General features: G+C 67.1%; 22 protein-coding genes. 11 read left to right on the plus strand and 11 right to left on the minus strand.

Translation table 11 applies throughout. The features are described 5' to 3' along the window. A partial coding sequence (locus tag VKZ87_RS16285) for an FAD-binding oxidoreductase (RefSeq protein ID WP_324222321.1) occupies positions 1-425 on the minus strand: 425 nt, incomplete at its 3' end. Positions 426-434: 9 nt separating this feature from the next. After that, on the minus strand, positions 435-1364 hold the full coding sequence (locus VKZ87_RS16290) for an L-threonylcarbamoyladenylate synthase (protein WP_324222322.1): 930 nt from the start codon (positions 1362-1364) through the stop codon (positions 435-437). Between the two features lie 95 nt (positions 1365-1459). On the opposite strand from VKZ87_RS16290, the gene VKZ87_RS16295 reads away from it, so the two are divergent. From VKZ87_RS16295 to VKZ87_RS16325, 7 genes are all read left to right on the plus strand, one after another. Further along, positions 1460-3256: an acyl-CoA dehydrogenase gene (locus VKZ87_RS16295; protein ID WP_324222323.1), complete on the plus strand. Its 1797-nt coding sequence runs from the start codon at positions 1460-1462 to the stop codon at positions 3254-3256. A gap of 88 nt (positions 3257-3344) precedes the next feature. Beyond that, positions 3345-4484 (plus strand): MBL fold metallo-hydrolase, encoded by a 1140-nt coding sequence (locus VKZ87_RS16300; RefSeq protein ID WP_324222324.1) that lies wholly within the window; start codon positions 3345-3347, stop codon positions 4482-4484. A 25-nt stretch (positions 4485-4509) separates the two neighbouring features. After that, positions 4510-5334, plus strand: coding sequence for an NAD(P)-dependent oxidoreductase (locus VKZ87_RS16305; protein WP_324222325.1), 825 nt, complete (start codon positions 4510-4512; stop codon positions 5332-5334). A gap of 305 nt (positions 5335-5639) precedes the next feature. After that, on the plus strand, positions 5640-5894 hold the full coding sequence (locus VKZ87_RS16310; protein WP_324222326.1) for a YMGG-like glycine zipper-containing protein: 255 nt from the start codon (positions 5640-5642) through the stop codon (positions 5892-5894). Positions 5895-6032: 138 nt separating this feature from the next. After that, positions 6033-6350, plus strand: coding sequence for a BON domain-containing protein (locus VKZ87_RS16315; RefSeq protein WP_324222327.1), 318 nt, complete (start codon positions 6033-6035; stop codon positions 6348-6350). Between the two features lie 6 nt (positions 6351-6356). After that, positions 6357-6569, plus strand: a complete 213-nt coding sequence (locus tag VKZ87_RS16320; protein ID WP_324222328.1) for a DUF3185 family protein — start codon at positions 6357-6359, stop codon at positions 6567-6569. A gap of 6 nt (positions 6570-6575) precedes the next feature. Beyond that, positions 6576-6728, plus strand: coding sequence for a DUF3309 family protein (locus VKZ87_RS16325; RefSeq protein ID WP_324222347.1), 153 nt, complete (start codon positions 6576-6578; stop codon positions 6726-6728). Positions 6729-6777: 49 nt separating this feature from the next. Here the strand turns inward: VKZ87_RS16325 and VKZ87_RS16330 are convergent, their stop codons facing one another. The 3 genes from VKZ87_RS16330 to VKZ87_RS16340 form a co-directional block, all read right to left on the minus strand. Next, complete coding sequence (locus tag VKZ87_RS16330; RefSeq protein ID WP_324222329.1) at positions 6778-7224, minus strand: hypothetical protein; 447 nt, start codon at positions 7222-7224, stop codon at positions 6778-6780. Between the two features lie 141 nt (positions 7225-7365). Beyond that, positions 7366-8580, minus strand: a complete 1215-nt coding sequence (gene hemA, locus VKZ87_RS16335) for a 5-aminolevulinate synthase (RefSeq protein ID WP_324222330.1) — start codon at positions 8578-8580, stop codon at positions 7366-7368. A gap of 150 nt (positions 8581-8730) precedes the next feature. Further along, on the minus strand, positions 8731-9366 hold the full coding sequence (locus VKZ87_RS16340) for a flavin reductase family protein (protein WP_324222331.1): 636 nt from the start codon (positions 9364-9366) through the stop codon (positions 8731-8733). A 72-nt stretch (positions 9367-9438) separates the two neighbouring features. On the opposite strand from VKZ87_RS16340, the gene VKZ87_RS16345 reads away from it, so the two are divergent. After that, entirely contained in the window at positions 9439-9951 is a 513-nt protein-coding gene (locus VKZ87_RS16345) for a response regulator (RefSeq protein ID WP_324222332.1), read from the plus strand. A gap of 16 nt (positions 9952-9967) precedes the next feature. Here VKZ87_RS16345 and VKZ87_RS16350 read toward each other — a convergent pair whose 3' ends face one another. The 3 genes from VKZ87_RS16350 to VKZ87_RS16360 all read right to left on the minus strand — a co-directional run bounded on the left by VKZ87_RS16350 (position 9968) and on the right by VKZ87_RS16360 (position 14791). Then, on the minus strand, positions 9968-10399 hold the full coding sequence (locus VKZ87_RS16350) for an Hpt domain-containing protein (protein WP_324222333.1): 432 nt from the start codon (positions 10397-10399) through the stop codon (positions 9968-9970). Between the two features lie 112 nt (positions 10400-10511). Next, entirely contained in the window at positions 10512-13649 is a 3138-nt protein-coding gene (locus tag VKZ87_RS16355) for an efflux RND transporter permease subunit (RefSeq protein ID WP_324222334.1), read from the minus strand. 26 nt (positions 13650-13675) lie between these two features. After that, a complete protein-coding gene (locus VKZ87_RS16360; RefSeq protein WP_324222335.1) occupies positions 13676-14791 on the minus strand; it encodes an efflux RND transporter periplasmic adaptor subunit in 1116 nt (371 codons plus the stop codon). A gap of 200 nt (positions 14792-14991) precedes the next feature. Here VKZ87_RS16360 and VKZ87_RS16365 point away from each other — a divergent pair, with 200 nt between their 5' ends. The 3 genes from VKZ87_RS16365 to VKZ87_RS16375 all read left to right on the plus strand — a co-directional run bounded on the left by VKZ87_RS16365 (position 14992) and on the right by VKZ87_RS16375 (position 19286). Continuing rightward, positions 14992-15921 carry a histone deacetylase family protein gene (locus VKZ87_RS16365; protein ID WP_324222336.1) on the plus strand — a complete coding sequence of 310 codons (930 nt, stop codon included), beginning with the start codon at positions 14992-14994 and terminating at the stop codon, positions 15919-15921. A gap of 83 nt (positions 15922-16004) precedes the next feature. Then, entirely contained in the window at positions 16005-17687 is a 1683-nt protein-coding gene (gene ettA, locus VKZ87_RS16370) for an energy-dependent translational throttle protein EttA (RefSeq protein WP_324222337.1), read from the plus strand. 21 nt (positions 17688-17708) lie between these two features. Continuing rightward, complete coding sequence (locus tag VKZ87_RS16375) at positions 17709-19286, plus strand: methyltransferase (protein ID WP_324222338.1); 1578 nt, start codon at positions 17709-17711, stop codon at positions 19284-19286. Here the strand turns inward: VKZ87_RS16375 and VKZ87_RS16380 are convergent. From VKZ87_RS16380 to VKZ87_RS16390, 3 genes are read right to left on the minus strand one after another with little or no spacing between them, the layout of a single operon-like run. Beyond that, positions 19283-19729, minus strand: coding sequence for a MaoC family dehydratase (locus VKZ87_RS16380; protein WP_324222339.1), 447 nt, complete (start codon positions 19727-19729; stop codon positions 19283-19285). The two genes, VKZ87_RS16375 and VKZ87_RS16380, sit on opposite strands and share 4 nt — an antisense overlap. Continuing rightward, positions 19726-20613, minus strand: a complete 888-nt coding sequence (locus VKZ87_RS16385; protein WP_324222340.1) for a DMT family transporter — start codon at positions 20611-20613, stop codon at positions 19726-19728. The genes VKZ87_RS16380 and VKZ87_RS16385 overlap by 4 nt, the downstream gene beginning before the upstream one ends. After that, complete coding sequence (locus VKZ87_RS16390; RefSeq protein ID WP_324222341.1) at positions 20610-21812, minus strand: MFS transporter; 1203 nt, start codon at positions 21810-21812, stop codon at positions 20610-20612. Before VKZ87_RS16390 ends, VKZ87_RS16385 begins: the two co-directional genes overlap by 4 nt. Positions 21813-21841: the final 29 nt, after the last annotated feature.

Genomic DNA, 21841 nt, shown 5'->3' on the forward strand with positions numbered 1-21841 from the left:
CTGCCCTCCGAGCCGATGGAGAGCGGAAACAGCCGGCCGGCGGCACGGGCGGCCTCCTGCACCTGGCTCAGGATGCAGCCCGCCTCGACCGTGATCGTGTCGTTCAGCGGATCGATGGCGCGCACGCGGTTCATGCGCTGCAGAGAGACGATGATCTCGTCGCCGCTGTCGAAGGGAATGCCGCCGCCGACGAGCCCCGTATTGCCGCCCTGCGGCACCAGCCGGGTTTTCGTCTCGCGCGCCAGCTTCACGATGGCGGCGACCTCTTCGGTGCTGGCCGGCCTGAGCAGCAGCGGCGTGCGGCCCTGGTAGAGGTCGCGCCATTCGCGGGTATGCAGGGCGAGCGTCTCTTCATCCGTCGTCCAGCCCTTCGGGCCGACGATGTCGCGGAAGCGGGAGAGGAGGTCGGGTGCCAGTGCGTTCATCGGGATAGTCTATCGTCCTCTCGCGGCGCGTGTCAGCCGGTCGTTGATGGCCGCGCCCAGTCCGTCTTCCGGAATCGGCATCACGGCGATGCCGGTCAGCCCGGGCTGGCTGTCGAGGTGATGCAGGCCGGCATACAGCTTCGACGCGGCCTCGGCCAGATCGCCGCTCTCGCTCAGCGGATAGACCATGGCGAAACCCGGCGGCGGCGGGCCGAAGCTGAGCAGGCCTTCCCGGCCCCGGGCGGCCGTCGCGTTCAGCCGCACCGGCAGGCGCGGGGCATAATGCTTCAGCAGCATGCCGGGCGATTCCAGCCGGGCGTCGGTCGGCCGCGCGAGCTTCGTGTCCAGCACGCGTTCGATCTCCTCTCCGGCGATTCCGCCCGGCCGCAGCAGCATGGCCGTTTCGCCGGTCAGGCCGATCACGGTGGATTCCAGGCCGACGGGGCAGGGGCCGCCGTCGAGGATGGCGATATCCGGGCCAAGGCTGTCGCGCACATGCTGCGCCGTGGTGGGCGAGACATGGCCGGAGCGGTTGGCGGATGGCGCGGCGACCGGCCGGCCGACCTGCCGCAGCAGCTCGCGTGCCAGCGGATGCGCCGGCATGCGCAGGGCCAGCGACGGCAGCCCGGCCGAGACGCTCTCGGCCACCGGGCAGCCGGGCGTACGCGGCAGCACAAGGGTCAGCGCCCCGGGCCAGAAAGCCTCGGCCAGTTTCCGGGCGCGGTCATCCGCCACGACCAGCCCCTCCAGCTGCGCGTATTCCGCAATATGGCTGATCAGCGGGTTGAAATCCGGGCGGCCCTTGGCGGCGTAGATCTTTGCCACGGCAGCGGCGTTTGTGGCGTCCGCACCGAGGCCGTAGACCGTTTCGGTTGGAAAGGCGACGATCTCGCCCGATCGGAGCCGTTCGGCGGCCTCTGAAATCGTTACGTCAACCATGGCGGGCAGACCCTAACCCGCCGCCCATGGCCTTGCTAGGCGCTGCAGGCCATATTATGCCAGCGCCACAAGAGATTCTGCGTCAGGAGACCGCCATGGATTACGCCGCCCCGCTCAAGGATATGCGCTTCACGCTCGAACAGATCGCCGGGCTGGCCGAACTGGGACAGCTGGGCGGGCTGGAGAATGCGTCTGACGCCGACACGGTGACGGCGGTGCTGGAAGAGGCGGCGAAATTCGCCAGCGGCGTGCTGGCGCCGCTGAACCGCGGCGGCGATCTGCATGGCGCCAAGGTGGAGAACGGCGTGGTGCGCACCGCGCCGGGCTTCGCCGATGCCTACCGGAAGTTCACCGAAGCCGGCTGGAACGGCATGCCGTTTCCGGAAGAGCTCGGCGGCGGCGGCATGCCCTGGGCCGTCACCATGGCGGCGCAGGAGATGGTGCAGTCGGCCAATCTCGCCTTCTCGCTCTGCCCGCTGCTCACCCAGGGCGCCATCGACGCGATCATGGCGCACGGCACCGACGAGCAGAAGGCGCTCTACCTGCCGAAGATGGTCAGCGGCGAATGGACCGGCTCGATGAACCTGACCGAGCCGCAGGCGGGTTCCGATGTCGGCGCGCTGAAGTCGAAGGCCGTGCCGGTGGGCGACGGCACCTACAGGATCACCGGCTCGAAGATTTTCATTACCTATGGCGAGCACGACATGGCCGAGAACATCGTCCATCTCGTGCTGGCCCGCCTGCCTGACGCGCCGGCCGGCACCAAGGGCATCTCGCTCTTCATCGTGCCGAAATTCATTCCCGATGCGAACGGCAAGCCGGGCAAGCGCAACGACCTGCGCTGCGTCTCGCTGGAGCACAAACTCGGCATCCATGCCAGCCCGACGGCAGTAATGTCCTACGGCGACAACAACGAATGCATCGGCTGGCTGCTCGGCGCCGAGAACCAGGGCATGCGCTGCATGTTCACGATGATGAACAACGCGCGCCTGTCGGTCGGCTGCCAGGGCCTGGCGATCGCCGAGCGCGCCTACCAGCAGGCACTTTCCTATGCCGAGCAGCGCAGGCAGGGCCGCCATCCCGGCATGAGCGCCGACCAGCATGTGGCGATCATCGAGCATGCCGATGTGCGCCGCACGCTGATGCTGATGCGCAGCCTCACCGAGGCCTGCCGCGGCCTGATCTACCTGAATGCCGCCGCCATCGACCGCGCGCATCATCTGCCTGACGAGGCGGCGCGGAAGGAGTGGAAGGCGCTGGTTGAACTGCTGACCCCGCTGTCGAAGGCCTGGGCGACCGATATTGGCTGCGAGGTCGCTTCCATGGGCGTGCAGATGCATGGCGGCATGGGCTTTATCGAGGAGACCGGCGCCGCGCAGCATTATCGCGACGCGCGCATCCTGCCGATCTACGAAGGCACCAACGGCATCCAGGCCATCGACCTGGTGACCCGCAAGCTGCCGCTCAACGGCGGCGAGACGGTGAAGGCGCTGTTTGCGCAGATCGCCGGCGTGGCGGCGCAAGCCGCAAAGGCGGGCGAGGGCTTTGCCAGCATCCATCGCAACCTCGATGCCGCCCTCGCCGCGCTGACCAGAGCGTCGGCCTGGATGGGCAAGCAGCTTGCGGCGCAGCCCGATGTCGCGCTGGCCGGCGCGACGCCGTTCCTGCGCGCTTTCGCCTCCGTGGTGGGCGGCTGGCTGCTGACCCGCCAGGCGCTGGCGGCGAAGGCGGAAATTGCCGGCGGCAGCACGGATCCCTATTTCACCGCCAAGATCGTGTCGGCCCGGGTTTTCGCCGAGCAGGTGCTGTCCGGCGTCGAGGGCCTGTGCGGCGCTGCGACCGAGGGCGCGGAGGGAGTGTCGGAGGTCACGCCCGAATTGCTGCGGGCCTGATTACCGGCGGGTTACCGCTCGACTTCCTCGGGTTGACGCTTACGTAAACGTCAAATTACTCTGTCGTGTCTCCCCAGAGGAAGTGATTGTGTCAGAAGACCAGAAGAGCGACCTGCAGACACCCGGCATCGACGGCACGCCGACAGCCGATCGCGGGGCCGGCCTGAGCTATCCGTTTTCCGGCCAGGGCACGGCGAAGACCGGCCGGCCGGGCGACGGCGAGGTCATGCAGATGCGCCCGGGCGTGTTCTGGCTGCGCATGCCGGTGCCGATCCCGGGTCTGGACTATATCAATCTCTGGCTGCTCGAGGATGGCGAGGGCTGGACGGTCGTCGATACCGGCTTCCGCTCGGCGCAGCTGCAGGAGATCTGGGAGCAGGTCTTCCAGCGCCACCTGCAGGGCAGGCCGATCACCCGCATCCTCTGCACGCATTTCCACCCGGACCACCTCGGACTGGCCGGCTGGCTGCAGGAGCGCTGGCAGGCGCCGCTCTGGATGACCCTGGGCGAATGGAGCTTCGGCCGCATGCTGGAGCTGGAAGCCATGCCAGAAGTGCCGGCCGACGTGATCGCCTTCTACCGGCGCGCCGGCCTGCCGGAGGCGCAGATCGAGGCGATCCGCGCCCGCGGCTACGGCAACTTCTCCAAATCGGTGACGCCGATCCCGCGCAGCTTCCACCGCATCAGCCACAACGACCGCATCCGCATCGGCGCGCAGGACTGGCAGGTCATCGTCGGCAACGGCCATTCGCCCGAGCATGCCTGCCTGTATTCGCCAGACCTGAACCTGCTGATCTCGGGCGACCAGGTGCTGCCGCGCATATCGCCGCATATCGGCGTCTATCCGGGCGAGCCGGATGCCGATCCGCTGACCCAGTATCTGGACTCCCTGGGCAATTTCGCCCACCTGCCGGCCGATGTGCTGGTGCTGCCCGCCCATGGCGATCCCTTCATCGGCCTGCAAACGCGCATCGCGATGCTGCGCCGGCATCACGAGATCCGGCTGGAGGCCCTGCTGGAGGCGTTGCGGGAGCCGCATACGGTGCCGGCGACGCTGCCGCTGCTGTTCAAGCGCGATGTCAGCGGGCATATCACGCTGGCCGTCGGCGAGGCGCTGGCTCATCTGCATCACCTGATGCGGAACGGCCTGGTGACGCGACAGCTGAATGCCGAGGGCGTCTACGAGTTCAGGCGGTCCGACCGGGCGGTGCGCGCCGCCGCGGAATAGCCGCGCAGGAAGCGGGAGGAAAAGCATGGCCGATCTCAGGGGCAAGACGCTGTTCATCACCGGCGCTAGCCGCGGCATCGGTCTCGCCATCGCCAAACGGGCGGCGGAGGACGGCGCCAACATCGCCATCGCGGCCAAGACCGCCGAGCCGCACCCGAAGCTCGCCGGCACCATCTACACGGCGGCCGAGGCGATCGAGAAGGCCGGCGGCAGGGCGCTGCCGCTCATCGTCGACGTGCGCGAGGAGGCGATGGTCGAGGCGGCCGTGAACCAGACGGTGCAGGCCTTCGGCGGCATCGACATCCTGGTCAACAATGCCTCCGCGATCAGCCTCACCGGTACGCTGGAGACGCCGATGAAGCGTTACGATCTGATGCACCAGATCAATACGCGTGGCACCTTTCTGTGCAGCCAGAAATGCCTGCCGCATCTGCTGAAGAGCGCCAACCCGCATATCCTCAACCTGTCGCCGCCGCTGAACATGGAAGAGCGCTGGTTCGCGCCGCATGTCGCCTACACCATGGCGAAATTCGGCATGAGCATGTGCGTGCTGGGCATGGCCGGCGAGTTCCGCGACAGGGGCGTGGCGGTGAACGCACTCTGGCCGCGCACCGCCATCGACACGGATGCGATGAACGTGATCACCGGTCCCGATTTCCGGCGCAGGTGCCGCAAGCCGGAGATCATGGCTGACGCCGCGCATGTCATCCTTACCCGCCCCAGCCGCGAATGCACCGGCAACTTCTTCATCGACGACGAAGTCCTGCGCTCGGCCGGCGTTACGGATTTCTCACGCTACCGGCATGAAGGCGTGGCGGAAGCGGATCTCATTCCGGACTTCTTCGTCTGATTCATTTCGAGCGTTCGCCTCCCGGACACGCCGTGGTCACCGGAAACCGGCGTCCGCGCTGCGTGAGATATTTGCGATAACCGCGTCCCTTCCGATGCAAAGCCTTCCGGGCGTTCTTACCTGACCCGGACACAGCCGCCTTCCGGAAACGGAACCTAAGCGGCGGCGCATTGTTGGTTTGCCATTGAACGAACCGGCGAACCGCAATTGAAAAACCTGATCGTGACATCTTCTGCGATTGGGACATCCCGCACAGCAAGGCTGGGCGGTGACTCCGGTTTTGCAACTATTCGAGGAGGCGACTCATGGATCGCAGTACAACGAAACGGATTGCCGGCGCAGTTGCCGTGGTGGCCCTGCTGGGTCTGGGTGCCTGCGGTGCGTCGAAATCGGATCGTGCGCTTTCGGGCGGCGCGATTGGCGCCGGTGCCGGCGCGCTTGGCGGCGCGGCCGTTGGCGCACCGCTCACCGGAGCGGCTCTTGGCGGCGCAGCCGGCGCAGCGACCGGCTACTTCACTGATGACGACCAGATCAATCTCGGCAAGCCGATCTGGCGGTAACACGTCTTTAGTTCCAGGGCCGGCGCACCAGCGCCGGCCCGTATTCCTTCCTTCCGGACATTCGTCCAGCGTCGCGTTCCGCGTCCAGTTTCTCCCTTTTACGTCCGTATCGTTTCATCCCAACAACAGGAGATTGCCATGCTGAATATGTGCCGTAGCCTTGTCGTCGTTCTGGCTCTGGGTGGCGCGGTCGCTGCCTGCGCGGGCGATGGTTCGCGTGAATCGACCGGCCAGTACATCGACTCCGCGACGATCACCGCCAAGGTGAAATCCGCTTTGGTGCAGGATCCGCAGACCAGCGCGCTGCAGGTCAATGTCGAGACCTTCCGCGACACTGTGCAGCTCAGCGGCTTCGTCGAGAGCCAGGCGATGAAGTCACGCGCAGAGCAGGTCGCGCGCAATGTCGAGGGCGTGCGCGCGGTGCGCAACGACCTGATCGTGCGGCCAAAGCAGTAAGCACCCATGTCGCTCCCGCGCATCATAGGCGCAGTGGCGCTGGTGATCGGACTGGTTCTCCTGGGCATGGCGTATAACGCCTCCCAGGCGCCGGTCGAGCAGGTTTCCGAAGCGGTTACCGGCCGCTTCAGCGATCAGACCATCACCTTCCTGATCGCCGGTGCGGCCGCCGCCGCCGGCGGGCTGCTGCTCTTCCTGTTCGGGCGCAGGAGAGGATAGATGGGCATCGGGACGATCCTGGTGGTCATCCTGATCCTGCTGCTGATCGCGGCGTTGCCCTCGTGGCCCTACAGCAGCGGCTGGGGTTACTATCCCAGCGGCGGACTGGGCCTCGTGCTGATCGTCATCGTCGTGCTCCTTGCGATGGGACGAATCTGAGGCGCCGCAGACAGACAGAAGGCCCGGAGGATCCGGGCCTTCTGCATGCTCAGGCGGTCAGCAGGTCGACCTTGGCCTGCTGGCGGCCCAGCGCGGCTTCGGAGCGTGCCACCGCAAGAACGGTGAGATCGCGCCGCAGCGCGAATTTGGGCAGATAGGCATACAGGAATTCCCGCGCCTGGGCGGCGGTGCCGGGCCCGTCGAAGGGCACGCCCAGCGCCACCATATGGCTGTCGACGCACAGCGCCGCCTTGGCATATTGCGGGGCGGCAGACAGGTCGTTGAACAGGATGCCGCAATTCTTCTCGCGCGCCGACTGCCGGATCTGGTCCGGGGACATGTCGGCGCCGTCCATGCGGAACGGGCGCTTGTGCGCCTGGAAGTAGGTCCAGGCGATCAGCATCGCCAGCCTGGTCTTGCCGCCGCCCGCGGGGCCGCAGACATAGACCATCTGCGGCACGTTCATCCGCTGCCGCAGAATTTCGAGCTGCGGCACGGTGAGGCCAAAATCCAGGAGCGGATGGAAAACGGACATCGGATACGGGGTGCTGATCTGCCCCGTTATACAAGCTCCGGTGGCGGTTTGGGAACGCCCGCGAGGGCGGCGACGGCGGAATTCAGCCGCCGCCCGTCCGCGTCAGGCCGCCTGGCGCCGCAGGCCGAGCTGCTGCCACACGTCCAGCAGCGCCGCGGTCAGCGCCTGCATCATGGCATCGGTATGCACGGGGGTCGGCGTGATGCGCAGGCGCTCGGTGCCGCGCGGCACCGTCGGATAGTTGATCGGCTGGATGTAGATGCCGTGCTGGCTCAGCAGCAGGTCGGACGCCGCCTTGCACAGGGCGGGGTCGCCCACCATGACCGGCACGATATGGCTCTGGTTCACCAGCACCGGCAGGCCGGCATTGACCAGCATGCGGCGCAGGGTGGCGGCGCGTTCCTGGTGCCGGGCCCGCTCCACCTGGCTGCGCTTCAGATAGCGCACGCTGGCTGCCGCCGCGGCCGCGATCGCCGGCGGCATCGCCGTGGTGAAGATGAAGCCCGGCGCATAGGAGCGCACGGCATCAATGATGGTTTTCGAGGCAGCGATATAGCCGCCGACCACGCCGAAAGCCTTGCCCAGCGTGCCCTGGATGACATGCAGGCGGTGCATCGCATTGTCGCGGTCGGCGATGCCGCCGCCGCGATTGCCGTAGAGGCCGACGGCATGCACCTCGTCGAGATAGGTCATGGCGCCATAGCGGTCGGCCAGATCGCAGATGGCGTGGATCGGCGCGATGTCGCCGTCCATGGAGTAGACGCTCTCGAAGGCGATCAGCTTCGGCCGGTCGGCCGGCAGGGCCTTGAGCAGCTCTTCCAGATGGGCGAGGTCGTTATGCCGGAAGATGTGGCGTTCCGCACCGGACTGGCGGATGCCCTCGATCATCGAATTGTGGTTGTCGGCATCCGAAAGGATGACGCAGCCGGGCAGCAGCTTCGCCAGCGTGGCGAGCGAGGTCTGGTTGGCGATGTAGCCCGACATGAAGGCGAGCGCCGCCTCCTTGCCGTGCAGATCGGCCAGCTCCTGCTCCAGCTCGACGATGGCGTGGCTGTTACCGGAAATGTTGCGGGTGCCGCCGGCGCCGGCGCCGAACTCGGCGGCCGCCTGCTGCATGGCCTCGATGACCACCGGGTTCTGGCCCATGGCGAGGTAGTCGTTCGAGCACCACATGGTGATCTTGGCCGGGCCGATGCCGCTGTAATTATCGGCAATCGGGAAGCTGCCGCAGTTGCGGGCCACCTCGGTGAAAACGCGATAGCGCTTTTCCGCGCGTAACTTGTCGACCGCCTGGCCGAAGAGGGCTTCGTAGTCCATGGGGCACTGCCTGCTTTGCCGACGGCCGATTTAACCCCCGCCGGCGTGAAATCTTGCTGGTGAGCGGATATTAGCGCCCGGCATGGCGGGCTGGCTAGAAAAACTGCCGCGACGCGGGGTCGCAGGGGTGGCCGTTACCCGTCTGGGTAGCTACCGGGGCCGCTGCATCCGGAACATGGTTGCCGGTGTGGTCTCGACGTAATCGGCCAGATAGCCGGCCCGCATGATCGGCTGGGCGGCGCCGGTATCGAACAGTCCGTCGCGCAGATAGGCCTTGCGGATATGCACGCCGACCACCTGGCCGAGTGCCATCCAGGCATCCAGCGGCCGGCCCTCGAGGTCATGCTGCCGGACGATCTGCAGCAGTTTGCATTCGAGTGCCGTCGGGCTTTCGGCGACCCGGGGCGGCTTCACCTGCCGGCAGGGCGCGGGTGTGACGCCGGCCAGGGCGAATTCGTCCACCTCGGGCGGGACGGTCGCCGAGGTGCGGTTCATCGCCTCGGCCAGCGGCCTGGTCGCCAGGCTGGCGACGAACTCGCCGGTCTCCTCGAGATTGCGGATGCTGTCCTTCCAGCCGGTGCTGCCGAAGGCGACGATCGGCGGCCTGTCGTGAAAGGCGTTGAAGTAGCTGTAGGGCGCGAGATTGACCCTGCCGTCGCGGTCGCAGGTGGAAATCCAGCCGATCGGTCGCGGACCGACGATGGCCTTGAAGGGATCATGGCGCAGGCCATGGCCCCGGGCCGGCTCGTAATAATGGATATCGTCCTGGTCGTCCGCTGAGGGCATCGCTGGCTCCGGTTCTGTATGCTAACGGATCATTGTGCCGCGGCGATGTAAAGCGGCAGCCGGAGTTCCGTAATGCCCTATGAGCTGAGCCGTCTCAACCTGCTGATCGTCGAAGGCGAAGCCGCCATGGCAGCGACGTGGCGGAGCCTGCTTGGCGGCTTCGGCATCCGCGAGCCGGCGATTGTCGCTGACCGGGCGAAAGCCTGGGATCTCCTGCGGGAGCGCCAGAGCCGGCCGGATGTCCTGATCTGCCGCTGGGAGCCGCCGGCCGCCGGAGATGCCGCGGATGGCCTGGATCTCGTGCGGCAGTTGCGGCGCGATCCGGATTCGCCGATGCCCTTCCTGCCGGTCATCGTTGCGACGGCGACCGTCACCCGCGAGCGGATCCGCGAGGCGCTGGATGCCGGCGTCAACGAGGTGCTCGTGCTGCCGCTTTCGCCCAAGGCGCTGGAGACGCGGCTGCGCGAGGTGGTGGAGAAGCCGCGCCCCTTCGTGCGCAGCAGCGGCTATTTCGGTCCCGACCGCCGGCGATTCGCGCGGCCGGACTATCCCGGCCCTTTCCGGCGCAGCGGTGAGGAGAGCTGACGGCCGGATCGGTGTCTCAGCTCAGGCTCTTCCGGGCTGCCTCTTCGAGGGCCTCCAGAATCTCCGCGCCGAGCTCGCCCGCGTTGCCCTGGATGCGGTTGTCCACCACGGTCCGCAGCGCCTTCACATGGGCGTCGATTACCGTGCGGTCGACCGTCTGCCGTTGGGCCGCGGCATCGACATAGCGGCAGAGCCGGTGGGCAATGGCCGTCACCAGGCCATAGCCAAAGGTGCTGCCCTGGCCCTTGATGTCATGGGCGACGTCGTAGACGACCCGCAGGGCGGCGGCATTCTCCGTCCGTCCCAGCCGGGCGATGGCGGCGTCGAGGCGTTCCAGGTCGTCGTTGACCCAGCCGATATACCGGTCGGACAGGCCGGCGACCGCCGCCTGGGCGCTCGCCACCGCGTCGTCAAACTTCCGCCGCTCGTCGTCGCTGTCCGCGCCCATTCCTGTGCCCGCTTGTCGTTGTGGCCACCAGCGCCGACGAGATCACAGGCGAGCCGGGCCGGTCAGGTTAACAAATGGTAACCTGTCGGCGCGGGAAAGTCCGGTGGCTATTCTATTCCGCCGGCTCGGTTCGCCCGGCATCGACATCCGGGCGCCGCTCCAGTTCGGTCAGCCGCCGGGCGATGAAGCCCGCCGGTTTGGTGAAGCGTGCCAGCAGGTTATAGAGCACCGGGACGACGAAAAGGCTGAGCAGGGTGGCAAACGACATGCCGCCCACGATGACCCAGCCGAGCGCCGATCGCGATTCCGCGCCGGCGCCGCTGGCGAAGGCGAGCGGCCAGGCGCCGAAGATCGTGGCGATGGTGGTCATGAGGATCGGGCGGAGCCGGATCACGGCCGCATCGGTGACCGCCTCGGTGATGCTGCGGCCCTCGTCGCGCAGCTGGTTGGCGAATTCGACGATCAGGATCGCGTTCTTGGCGATCAGGCCGATCAGCATGATGATGCCGATCTGGCTGTAGACGTTAAGCGAAATCCCGACCAGCAGCAGGGCGCCGAGCGCGCCTGTGACTGCCAGCGGCACCGAGAGGATGATGATGGTGGGATGGATCCAGCTCTCGAACTGGGCCGCCAGCACCAGGAACACGATGATCAGTGCGAGGGCAAAGGTAAGGTAGATCGCCGCCGAGGATTCCTTGAACTCCCGGCTCTGCCCGAAATACGAGATCCGCACCTCCGGCGGCAGCACTTCGGCGGCCGTCTGCTCGAGAAACTCGAGGGCCTCGCCCAGGGTATAGCCGGGCGCGAGCGAGGCGGTGATGGTGACCGACCGCAGCCGATCGGTGCGGTTGAGTTCGCGCGCGTTGGCGCCTTCGTCGATGGTCACGACGCTGGAGAGCGGCACCAGCTTGCCGCCCTGGCCGCCGGCGCGGACATAGATGCTGTTGAGGTCGTTCGGCGTGAGGCGCTGCTCGGCAGGGGCCTGCACCAGCACCTTGTACTGCTTGCCGTCGCGCTGGAAATTGGTCACCTCGCGCGAACCCAGCATGGTTTCCAGGGTGCGGCCGATGGTCTCGATCGGCACGCCCAGATCGGCGGCGCGATTGCGGTCGATCCGGACGCGGACCTCGGGCCGGTTGGGTTTGTAGTTCTTGTCGACGTTCAGCAGGTTGGGATTCTGCTGCGCCCGTTCGATCACGCGCTCCGCCCATTCATCGAGGATGGCGTAGGTCGGGCCGCCGAGCACGAACTGCACCGGCGCCTGCGCGCCCGGCAGGCCGAGACTGGGCGGGTTGATGGCGAAGGCGCGGACGCCGGTAATGCCGAGCAGCTTCGGGAAGGCCTCGCGGACGACCTCCTGCTGCTTGACCTCGCGTTCGGACCAGTCCTTCAGGCGCACCACCATGAAGGCGGAGTTGACGGAGGAGGGGCGGCCGCCCCAGGCCGGCGCAACGAAGGACTGCACCGCGGTCACGTTGCCGCTCTCCACGAAGGGCTGCAGCGCTTCCTCGATCCTGATCACGTTGTTGCGGGTGTATTCGTAGCTGGAGCCTTCCGGGCCGGTGATCGAGACGAAAAACACGCCGCGGTCCTCGGTCGGCGCGAATTCGCGCGGCAGGGAGGTGAACATCAGCCAGGCCGCGACCGAGACCAGGCCGGCGAGCGCCAGCACGACCACCGGCGCCCCCAGCGCCCTGCGCAGCAGCCAGCCATAGGTGTCCGACATGCCGACGAAGAACTTCTCCGTGACACGATGGAACCAGCCCTCATCCTTGGCCTCGTGCAGCAGCTTCGAGCACATCATCGGCGTCAGCGTCAGCGCCACGAAGCCGGAGAACAGGACCGAGGCGGCCACCGACATGCCGAATTCGCGGAACAGGCGGCCGGTATTGCCCTCCATCAGCGAGATCGGCACGAAAACGGCGATCAGCACGATGGTGGTGGCAATCACCGCGAAGCCGATCTGGCGCGAGCCGCGCAGGCTTGCCAGCAGCGGCGGTTCGCCCAGTTCGATGCGGCGGTGGATGTTTTCCAGCACCACGATGGCGTCATCAACCACGAGGCCGATCGCCAGCACCAGCGCCAGCAGGGTCAGCACGTTGATCGAATACCCCAGCGCGCCGATGACGATGAACGAGCCGATCACCGAGACCGGAATCGCCACGGCCGGTATCAGCGTCGCGCGCCAGGAGCGCAGGAACAGGAAGATCACGCCGATCACCAGGCCGAGCGCGACCATGAGGGCGTGGAAGACCTCGTAGATCGACTGGCTGATGAATTTCGACTGGTCGTAGGTCACTTCCATGCGCACGCCGGCCGGCAGGCTGCCCTCCATGCGCTGCACGGCCGCGGCCACGCCCTGCGAGATCTCCATCGCATTGGCCTTGGACTGGCGGATGATGCCGAGCCCGATGGCGGTGGTGCCGTTGACGCGCTGCTCGGTGCGGTCGTCCTCGGCGCCGAGCTCGACTGTCGCCACCTCGCCCAGCCGCAGCAGATAGCCGTCCTGCTCGCGGATCACGATTTCGCGGAACTGCTGCGCGGTGCGCAGGCCGGAATCGGCACGCACGGTGAACTCGCGCATCGTGCTCTCGACGCGGCCCGAGGGCAGTTCGACATTCTGGCGCCGGATCGCGTCCTCGACTTCCTGCACCGTCACATTGCGGGCTGCCATGGCCAGCCGGTCGAGATAGACCCGCATCGCATAGCGCCGGGCGCCGTAGATGTTGACCGAGGCAACGCCGTTGACGATCGACAGCTGGTCGACGAGATAGCGGTCGGCGAAGTCGGTGAGTTCCAGCAGCGAAAGCCGGTCGCTGAACAGCGAGATGTAGATGATCGGGCGCGCGTCGGCCTCGGTCTTGGCGATGGTCGGCGGGTCGGCCTCGTCGGGCAGCTTGGCCAGCACCCGGCTGACCCGGTCGCGCACGTCGTTGGCGGCGGAATCGACGTCGCGGCTGAGGTTGAATTCGATGCTGATCGAACTCGACTCCTCGCGGCTGGTCGAGGTGATGCTGCGGATGCCCTCGATGCCGGCTACCGAATCCTCGATGATCTGGGTGATTTTGCTTTCGATGATCTCGGCCGATGCGCCGCGATAGATCGTCTGTACGCTCACTGCCGGCGGATCGATGTCGGGATACTCGCGCACCGACATTGTGCGCAGAGCGAAGAGGCCGAAAATGATCAGGACCAGCGACATCACGGTCGCGAAGACCGGCCGCTTGATGGATATTTCCGAGAGAATCATGGCTGCCGCATCCCTGTCCCGCGCGACTACGAGGCGGATTTCGGCACGTTCGGCTGCCCCGACATCGGCGGAGTCGCCGGCCGGACGCGCATGCCGTCGCGCAGCTGCTGCAGGCCGGTGACGGCGACCCGGTCGTCAGGCCGCAGGCCGCTGACGATCTGCGCCAGCCCGGGGAGGCGCTGGCCCACGGTCACGCGCGTGCGCGTCGCCTTGCCCTCGGAGATGACAAACACGAACTGCTCGCCGCCCTGGGCGATCAGGGCTTCCTCGGGCACCATGATCGCGTCGCGCACGGTGCCGACGCTGAGTGACACCACCATGAACATGCCCGGCTTGATCAGGTCGTCCGGATTGGGAATCGCCGCGCGCACGCGGACCGAGCGGGTGGTGGGGTCCACGCGGCTGTCGATCGTGGTGACCACGCCCTCGAACTTGCGGCCCGGCAGGGCGCCGGCCACCGCCGCCACGGTGTTGCCGATGGCAAGGCCGGGCAGCACGGTTTCGGGAATGTCGAATTCCAGCTTGATGGTGGAGGTATCGTCCAGCGTGGTGATCGGATCGCCGGGGCGCACCAGGGCGCCGAGGCTGACGCGCCGCAGGCCCAGCTTGCCGCTGAACGGGGCGCGGATCACGCTGTCGGAGAACCGCGCGCGTTCCGCGCTCAGCCGCGCCTCGGCGGCCTCGTAGGCCTTGGCCAGTTCGTCGACGCGGGCGCGGGCCACGCTGCGCGTCTCGAGCAGCTGCGCCGCCCGGTCATAGGCCAGCTTGGCGGCGTCGCGGGCGGCGCGAAGCTCGTTGATCCGCGCGCTGCTCTCGCCCGCCTCCAGCTCGACCAGCACGGTGCCGGCCCGCACATGCTGGCCTTCATGGAAGTTGATCTTCTCGACGATGCCGTTGGCCTTCGCCGTGATGGTCACCGCCTCGTTGGCCTGTGCGGTACCCACCGCATCCACGGTGCGGACCACATCCATGCGGCGGACCGCGGCGGTCTCGACAGGCAGGGGCGGCGGCCCGCCGGCCGACTGGGTCGCAACCCCCGCCTGCCGGCTGCCGAAGAAGGGAAGGCTGTCACGGAATACAAAAGCGGCCGCCGCGGTGGCGACGATCACGCCCACTACAATAACCTGACTCCATGGCTTCATGTGGAATCCGACTGCCCCCCGAATTGTCGTCTGGTGTGCCTCCTTGTGCGGAGGCGTTGCTGGACCCGGCAAACCCGTGATCTATTGTATACGTGCAAACTCGCCAGGTCCTGCATTTTTGCGCCCGGTATCAGACCGGAAACCGGGAGGAGCGGAATGGTTGCAATCCAGATCAGGCCTCGGAGGCGCCCAACCGGATCATGGTGACGGGGCTGTTCTCCCATTCGGCCTGTTTCGCCCATGATACGGGCGAAGGCCATCCGGAATGCGCGGAAAGGCTGCGGGCGGTGCTGGCGGCACTGGAGGCGGAGGATTTCGCATATCTCGACCGCCGCGAAGCGCCACGCGCCACCGCCGAGCAGCTGAGCCGGGTCCATCCCGGCGACTTCGTGGAGCGCATGCTGCAGGCGATTCCGGAATCGGGGCTGCGCTATGTCGACGGCGACACCATCGTCTCGCCGGGATCGGGCGAAGCGGCCCTGCGGGCAGCCGGTGCCGTCTGCGCCGCCATCGACGCCGTGATGGCCGGCGAACTGCGCAACGCCTTCTGCGCCGTACGGCCGCCGGGCCATCATGCCGAGCCGGCCCAGGCGATGGGCTTCTGCCTGTTCAACAACGTGGCCGTCGGGGCGCTGCATGCGCGCGACCGCTGGAAGCTGCGGCGCATAGCGGTGGTGGATTTCGACGTGCATCACGGCAACGGCACGCAGGCCGTTTTCGAAGCCGATGCCGACCTCTTTTATGCCTCCACGCACCAGTTTCCGCTCTATCCCGGCACCGGCGCGCGTCACGAGAACGGCGTGGCCGGCAACGTCGTCAACCTGCCGCTGCGGCCTTTCGCCGGATCGGCGGAGTTCCGCGAGGCGGTGGAGAATATCCTCCTGCCGCGGCTGGAAGCCTTCGCGCCGGAGCTGCTGCTGATTTCGGCCGGTTTCGATGCCCATCGGGCCGATCCGCTGGCCCAGTTGCAGCTGACCGACGATGACTACCACTGGGTGACCGAGCAACTTCTGGCCGTGGCACGGAAAACCGCTCAGGGCCGGGTCGTTTCCGCGCTCGAGGGCGGCTATGCGCTGTCCGCGCTGGCCAGTGCCTCGGCCGCACATGTGCGGGCCCTGATGCTGGGCTGACCGGCCCGCTGCGTTGCGCCGCCGGAGCGGTTTGGGTACAACTCAGGCCAACTTTTCCCTGATTTTTCAAGCCGGAGCGTAATATGGCGGCGTACCAGTATATTTACGTGATGAAGGGTCTGAGCAAGACCTATCCGGGGGGCAAGCAGGTCCTCAAGGATATCTGGCTCAGCTTCCTGCCGGGCGCCAAGATCGGCGTGCTGGGCCTGAACGGCGCCGGCAAGTCGACCCTGCTCCGGATCATGGCCGGTCTGGACACCGAATTCTCCGGCGAAGCCTGGGCCGCAGAAGGCGTCAAGGTCGGCTATCTGCCGCAGGAGCCGCAGCTCGATCCCTCCAAGGACGTGCTGGGCAACGTCATGGACGGCGTAGCCGAGACCAAGGCCCTGCTCGACCGCTTCGAGGAGGTCTCGGCCAAGTTCGCCGAGATCACCGATGACGACGAGATGAACGCGCTGATCGCCGAGCAGGCCGAGCTGCAGGAAAAGATCGACGCCGCCAATGCCTGGGATCTCCAGCGCAATGTCGAGATCGCCATGGATGCACTGCGCTGCCCGCCCGGCGATGCCGACGTGACCAAGCTGTCGGGCGGCGAGAAGCGTCGCGTCGCGCTCTGCCGCCTGCTGCTGTCGAAGCCCGACATGCTGCTGCTGGACGAGCCGACCAACCATCTGGACGCGGAGTCGGTCGCCTGGCTGGAACGCTACCTGCACGAATACACCGGCACCGTGGTGGCGATCACCCACGACCGCTACTTCCTCGACAACGTCGCCGGCTGGATTCTCGAGCTCGACCGCGGCTCGGGCATTCCCTGGGAGGGCAACTACTCCTCCTGGCTGGAGCAGAAGGAAAAGCGGCTGGAGCAGGAAGGCAAGGAAGAGGACGCAAAGCGCAAGACCCTGCAGCGCGAGCTGGAATGGGTGCGCCAGAGCCCGCGTGCCCGCCAGGCCAAGTCCAAGGCCCGCCTCAAGGCCTACGAGGAACTGCTGCAGGAGCAGAACGAGAAGATGGCCGATCAGGTGTCGATCACCATCCCCCCCGGCCCTCGCCTGGGCAATGTGGTGATCGAGGCCGAGGGCCTGACCAAGGGATTCGGCGACCGCCTGCTGATCGACAATCTCAGCTTCAAGCTGCCGCCGGGCGGCATCGTCGGCATCATCGGCCCGAACGGCGCCGGCAAGACGACGCTTTTCCGCATGCTCACCGGCGCCGAAAAGCCGGACAAGGGCGAGCTGCGGATCGGCGACAGCGTGAAGCTCGGCTATGTCGACCAGAGCCGCGAAAGCCTCAACGACAAGAAGACGGTCTGGGAAGAGGTCTCGGACGGCAACGACATGATCACGCTGGGCAAGCGCGAGGTGCCGAGCCGTGCCTACTGCTCCTGGTTCAACTTCAAGGGCGCCGACCAGCAGAAGAAGGTCGGCATGCTGTCCGGCGGCGAGCGCAACCGGCTGCATCTGGCCAAGATGCTGAAATCGGGCGCCAACGTCCTGCTGCTCGACGAACCGACCAACGATCTCGATGTCGACACGCTGCGCGCGCTGGAAGAGGCGCTGCTGGGCTTTGCCGGCTGCGCCATCGTGATCAGTCACGACCGCTGGTTCCTCGACCGCATCGCGACGCATATCATGGCCTTCGAGGGCGACAGTCATGTCGAGTGGTTCGAGGGCAATTTCCAGGACTACGAGGCGGACAAGAAGAAGCGGCTCGGTGCCGATGCCGACCAGCCGCACCGCATCCGCTACAAGCCGCTGGAACGCGGCTGATCGCGCCCCGCCGAGCGCCGGATGAACCGGAAAGACAGGCGGCGCCTGCAGAAGACCGGAGGCGGCAAGCTGCCGGTGCGGCCCGCAGTGCGCCGTCCTGCATCGGTCAGCGACATGCTGCTCGGTCTGGGCGGGGTAGCGGCGAAGCCCGTCGCCGTGCCGGTCGATGTCGCCGCGCCCGCCGATCCGGTGCATTCCGCCCTGGCGCAGCTGCGCCTGAATGAAGGCCTTGCCGCCGAACTGGCGAAGCGCGAACAGGCCCTGCGCGAACATCCGGATTCGGAATCCCTGCTGCACAACGTCGCCAAGCTGCAGCTGCGGCTGGACCGCCGCGCGGATGCACTGGTCACCTTCCGCCGGCTGCTGGCGCTGAAGCCCGATCATGCCGAGGCGGCACATATGGTCGGCGTGCTCTCGGGTGCTGCGCCGGCCATGCCCGACGCGGCCTATGTCGCCAATCTCTTCGACGCCTTTGCCGACAGCTTCGACGAGAAGCTGACGCAGTGGCTGGACTACAAGGCGCCGGCTGCCGTTGCCGGGCTTGCGCGCCAGACGCTTGGCGCCGGCCGGAAGGCGCAGCGTGCCATCGATCTCGGCTGTGGCACGGGCCTGCTCGGTCCGGAGATCCGCTCCGATGTCGTGCGGCTGGACGGCGTCGATCTTTCGCCGCGCATGGTGGAGAAGGCGAGGCAGCGCGGCTGCTACGACGACCTGCAGGTCGGCGAGATCGTCGCCTTCCTGAACGGGCGCGAGGGAGCCTACGACCTCGCGCTGGCTGCCGACGTGCTGTCCTATTTCGGCGACCTCAAGCCGTTCCTCACCGCCCTGCGCACCGCGCTCAGACCGGATGGTGTTTTCGTCGGCACGGTCGAGAAGGGCGCCGGCGGCCGCTATCAGGCGACGAAGACCGGCCGCTACCAGCACGGCGAGGCGTATTTGCGCAAGCGCGCCGCGGAGGCCGGTTTCGACCTGCTGGAGCTGAGCGAGATCGTGCTGCGGCAGGAGGAGAACCGCCCGGTCGAAGGCTTCGTCTTTGCCCTGCGGCATGACCGCGTGCTGGCCGCGGCCGCCACGGCCTCGGAAATGCCGCTGCAGGATCTGCTGGGCGAACTCGACGCGCCGGGTGCCGATCTGGTGCTCGCCGCGGCGCGGCAGGCGATCAGCGGCGATTTCGCAGTGGCCTGGGGCATCGATATCGGCGGCTGCATGGGCCGTCATGCGACGGAACTGCGCAGGCTGACGCAGCACCTCGACATGCTGACGCCCGATCCGGTGCGCTGCCGTCGCGCTTTCGAGGCAGGAATCTATGACGAGTGCGACAGCGATGCCGTCGTGCCCTTCCTGGAAGGCCGGCCGGATCATTACGACCTGATCATGGCGGCCGACCTGCGGCCCGGGGAGATCGACCTCCCCGCCTTCTTCTCTGCCGTGAAGATCGCCCTGGCGCTGGCCGGTGTGTTCATCGCCGTCGTCCCGACGGCTTCTCTCGATCCCGAGCAGCTGCGCGACATGGCGAAGGCGGAAGGACTGGTCGTGCTGGCTGTCGAGCCCGTTACGCTGCCCGGTGGCCCGGGCGTCTGCATCGTCGCCGAGAGCTAGACCCGCCGCTTCAGGCGGTGCAGGCAGTTCGCGGTCAGGATCAGCGCGCCGTCCTGGTTGAAACTGTCATGCCGCATGGTGACGATGCCGCGGTCGGGTTTCGACTGCGAGGCTTTCAGTGCGATCACCTCGGCTTCCGCATGAATCGTATCGCCGGGGCGAAGCGGCTTCAGCCAGCGGATTTCCTCCATGCCGGGCGAGCCTAGATTGGCGGCCGAGAAAATGCCCAGCCGGAAGAACAGTGAAAAGGACAGCGAGAGCGTCTGGAAGCCGGAGGCGATGAGGCCGCCGAATTCGGTCTGTGTTGCCGCCACGGCATCGATGTGAAAGGGCTGCGGATCGTAGACCCGCGCGAAATCCAGGATCTGCGTCTCGCTGATCGTGACGGCGGGCGTCACGAAGCGCTGGCCGGGATACAGGTCGTCGAAATAGAGGTCGGTCATGATCTGAGGCCCGAGCGGGTGAGAATCAGTCCGGCGATCACCACTGCGGCGCCGAACAGCTGTACCAGCGAGACCTGCTCGCCGAGGAAGGCGACGGCGCTGATCAGGGCGAAAACCGGGATGAGGTAGGAGTAGACCACCGAGCGCGCGACGCCGAGCCGCGCGATGCCCTCGTACCACAGCAGATATCCGAGGGCCCCGGCCAGGATCGCGGTGAACAGGAAGGCCGCCCAGTGCGAAAGCTCGATCGCCGGCCATTCGACTTCGGCGAATCCGATCAGCATGAAGGGGGCGAGCGCCAGCGCGCCGAACAGCATCGACCAGGCCGAGACATAGAGCGCGCCGAGGCGGGCGAGATAGGGTGGTGCGAAGACCGAATAGCAGGCCCAGCAGAAGGCGACGGTCAGGAACAGCAGGTCGCCGACCAGGCTGCCGCCGCCAAGGCGGATTTCCGTGATGCTGTTGTTGATGACGAGAAACACGCCGCCGAACGAAAGAATTATGCCGCACCAGGCACGGAGACCCGGTCGCTGGCCGCGCAGGCTGGAGATCAGCATCGCCCAGATCGGCGACACCGCGACGAGGATGGCGCCCTTGGAGGCCGTGGTGAGCGAGAGCGCGTTGGTCCAGAGCAGCTGCATCACCGTGATGCCGAGCAGGCCGAAGCCGATCAGCGGCAGGCAGTCCTGGCGGCGCGGCAGGACCAGACCCTGGCGCCAGGTCAGCACGATCATCAGCGTGACTGCCGCGAGCAGATAGCGCAGCGAGGCATAGACGGTCGGCGGCAGAACGGTCAGGACGTATTTCGCCGTCGGAAAGGTGTTGCCCCAGATGATGACCGTGAGCAGCAGCCAGGCGTCGCCGCGATCGGGTTTCAGTTTCATGCGCCGGTCCCCCGCAGCTCCACGCGCCGCAGCAGCAGTGCCAGCGCGCCGCCCAGCAGGCCGGCGGCCAGCAGCAGCCAGCGCCCGTCATCCCAGCCGCCGAAACGCGCGACCAGGGCGGCCAGCGCCGGCGGTCCGAAGAAGGAGCCTACATTCAGAAGCTGCGTCACCACGCCATTCACGGTGGCGATTTCGCTCGGCTCGCGGGCATGGACCGGCACGCTGGCCAGTACCGCGGCCGGCAGCATGCCGCCGATGCCCGAGGCGGCCATGGCGAAGGCGACCTTCGCGGTCACCGGCATCTGGCTGCCGAAGCTCAGGACGCCGAGCAGGCCCATGACGACCGGAATGGCGGCGATGATCAGCCAGCGCGGCACGCCGCGATGCATCAGGGCGGCGGAGGATGTGTTGCCGACCACATTGATCGCGACCACCAGGGCGCCGCCCAGTGCGATCCACAATTCGTCGCGCACGCCGCCCTCGCGCAGATAGGTCGGAATCCAGGTCACGATGGCGAACCACTGGGTAGTGTAGCAGGCGAAGCAGGCGGCGAGCAGCCAGGGGCCAGGTCGCTTCAGCGGCGCGGCCTGGAAGCGGCGGGGGGCGACGGGAGGCTGTGCCTTGCGGATGAGATGCCGGATGGCGATGGCCGAGCCGAGCAGCAGAATGCCGAGCGCAATCCACAGGCCGCGCCAGTCGAACAGGCGATCCACCGCCAGCGCGCCCAGCATGCCGAGCGTGACGCCGAGGGGCATGTAGGTGCTCCAGAAGCCCAGGGCGAGCTGCCGCTGGTCCGGCCGCGTCAGGGCGGTGAGCAGGCTCGGGCCGCCGACGACGGTCAGCACGAAGCCGAGCCCTTCGACGAGGCGGGCGGCGAGCAGCATCGCGGTGGTCGTCGCCAGCGCGCCGGCGACGCAGCCCACAGCGGTGATGCCGACGCCGAGAACCAGCGCGCGGCGGTTGCCGATGCGGTCGGAAGCGAAGCCGGCGAGGATGCCGATGGCGGCGCCGATCAGCATGAAGGAGGAGGCCAGCAGGCCACCCAGAACCAGGCCCATGTCGAACTCGGCGCGGAGCTGGCTGAGCAGCGGCGGCAGCTTGCCGACCTGTATCGAGACCAGCACGCCCGCCGAAATGACGGCGGCAACAGCGATCCAGTCCGTGCGGTCAGGCGCGGCAGGGGAGGGGGAGGCGGACATGGTCTTTTTGTATGGCGACAACAGAAAAG

It is taken from the genome of Ferrovibrio sp. (genome assembly GCF_035304305.1).
Taxonomy (GTDB): Bacteria; Pseudomonadota; Alphaproteobacteria; order Ferrovibrionales; family Ferrovibrionaceae; genus Ferrovibrio.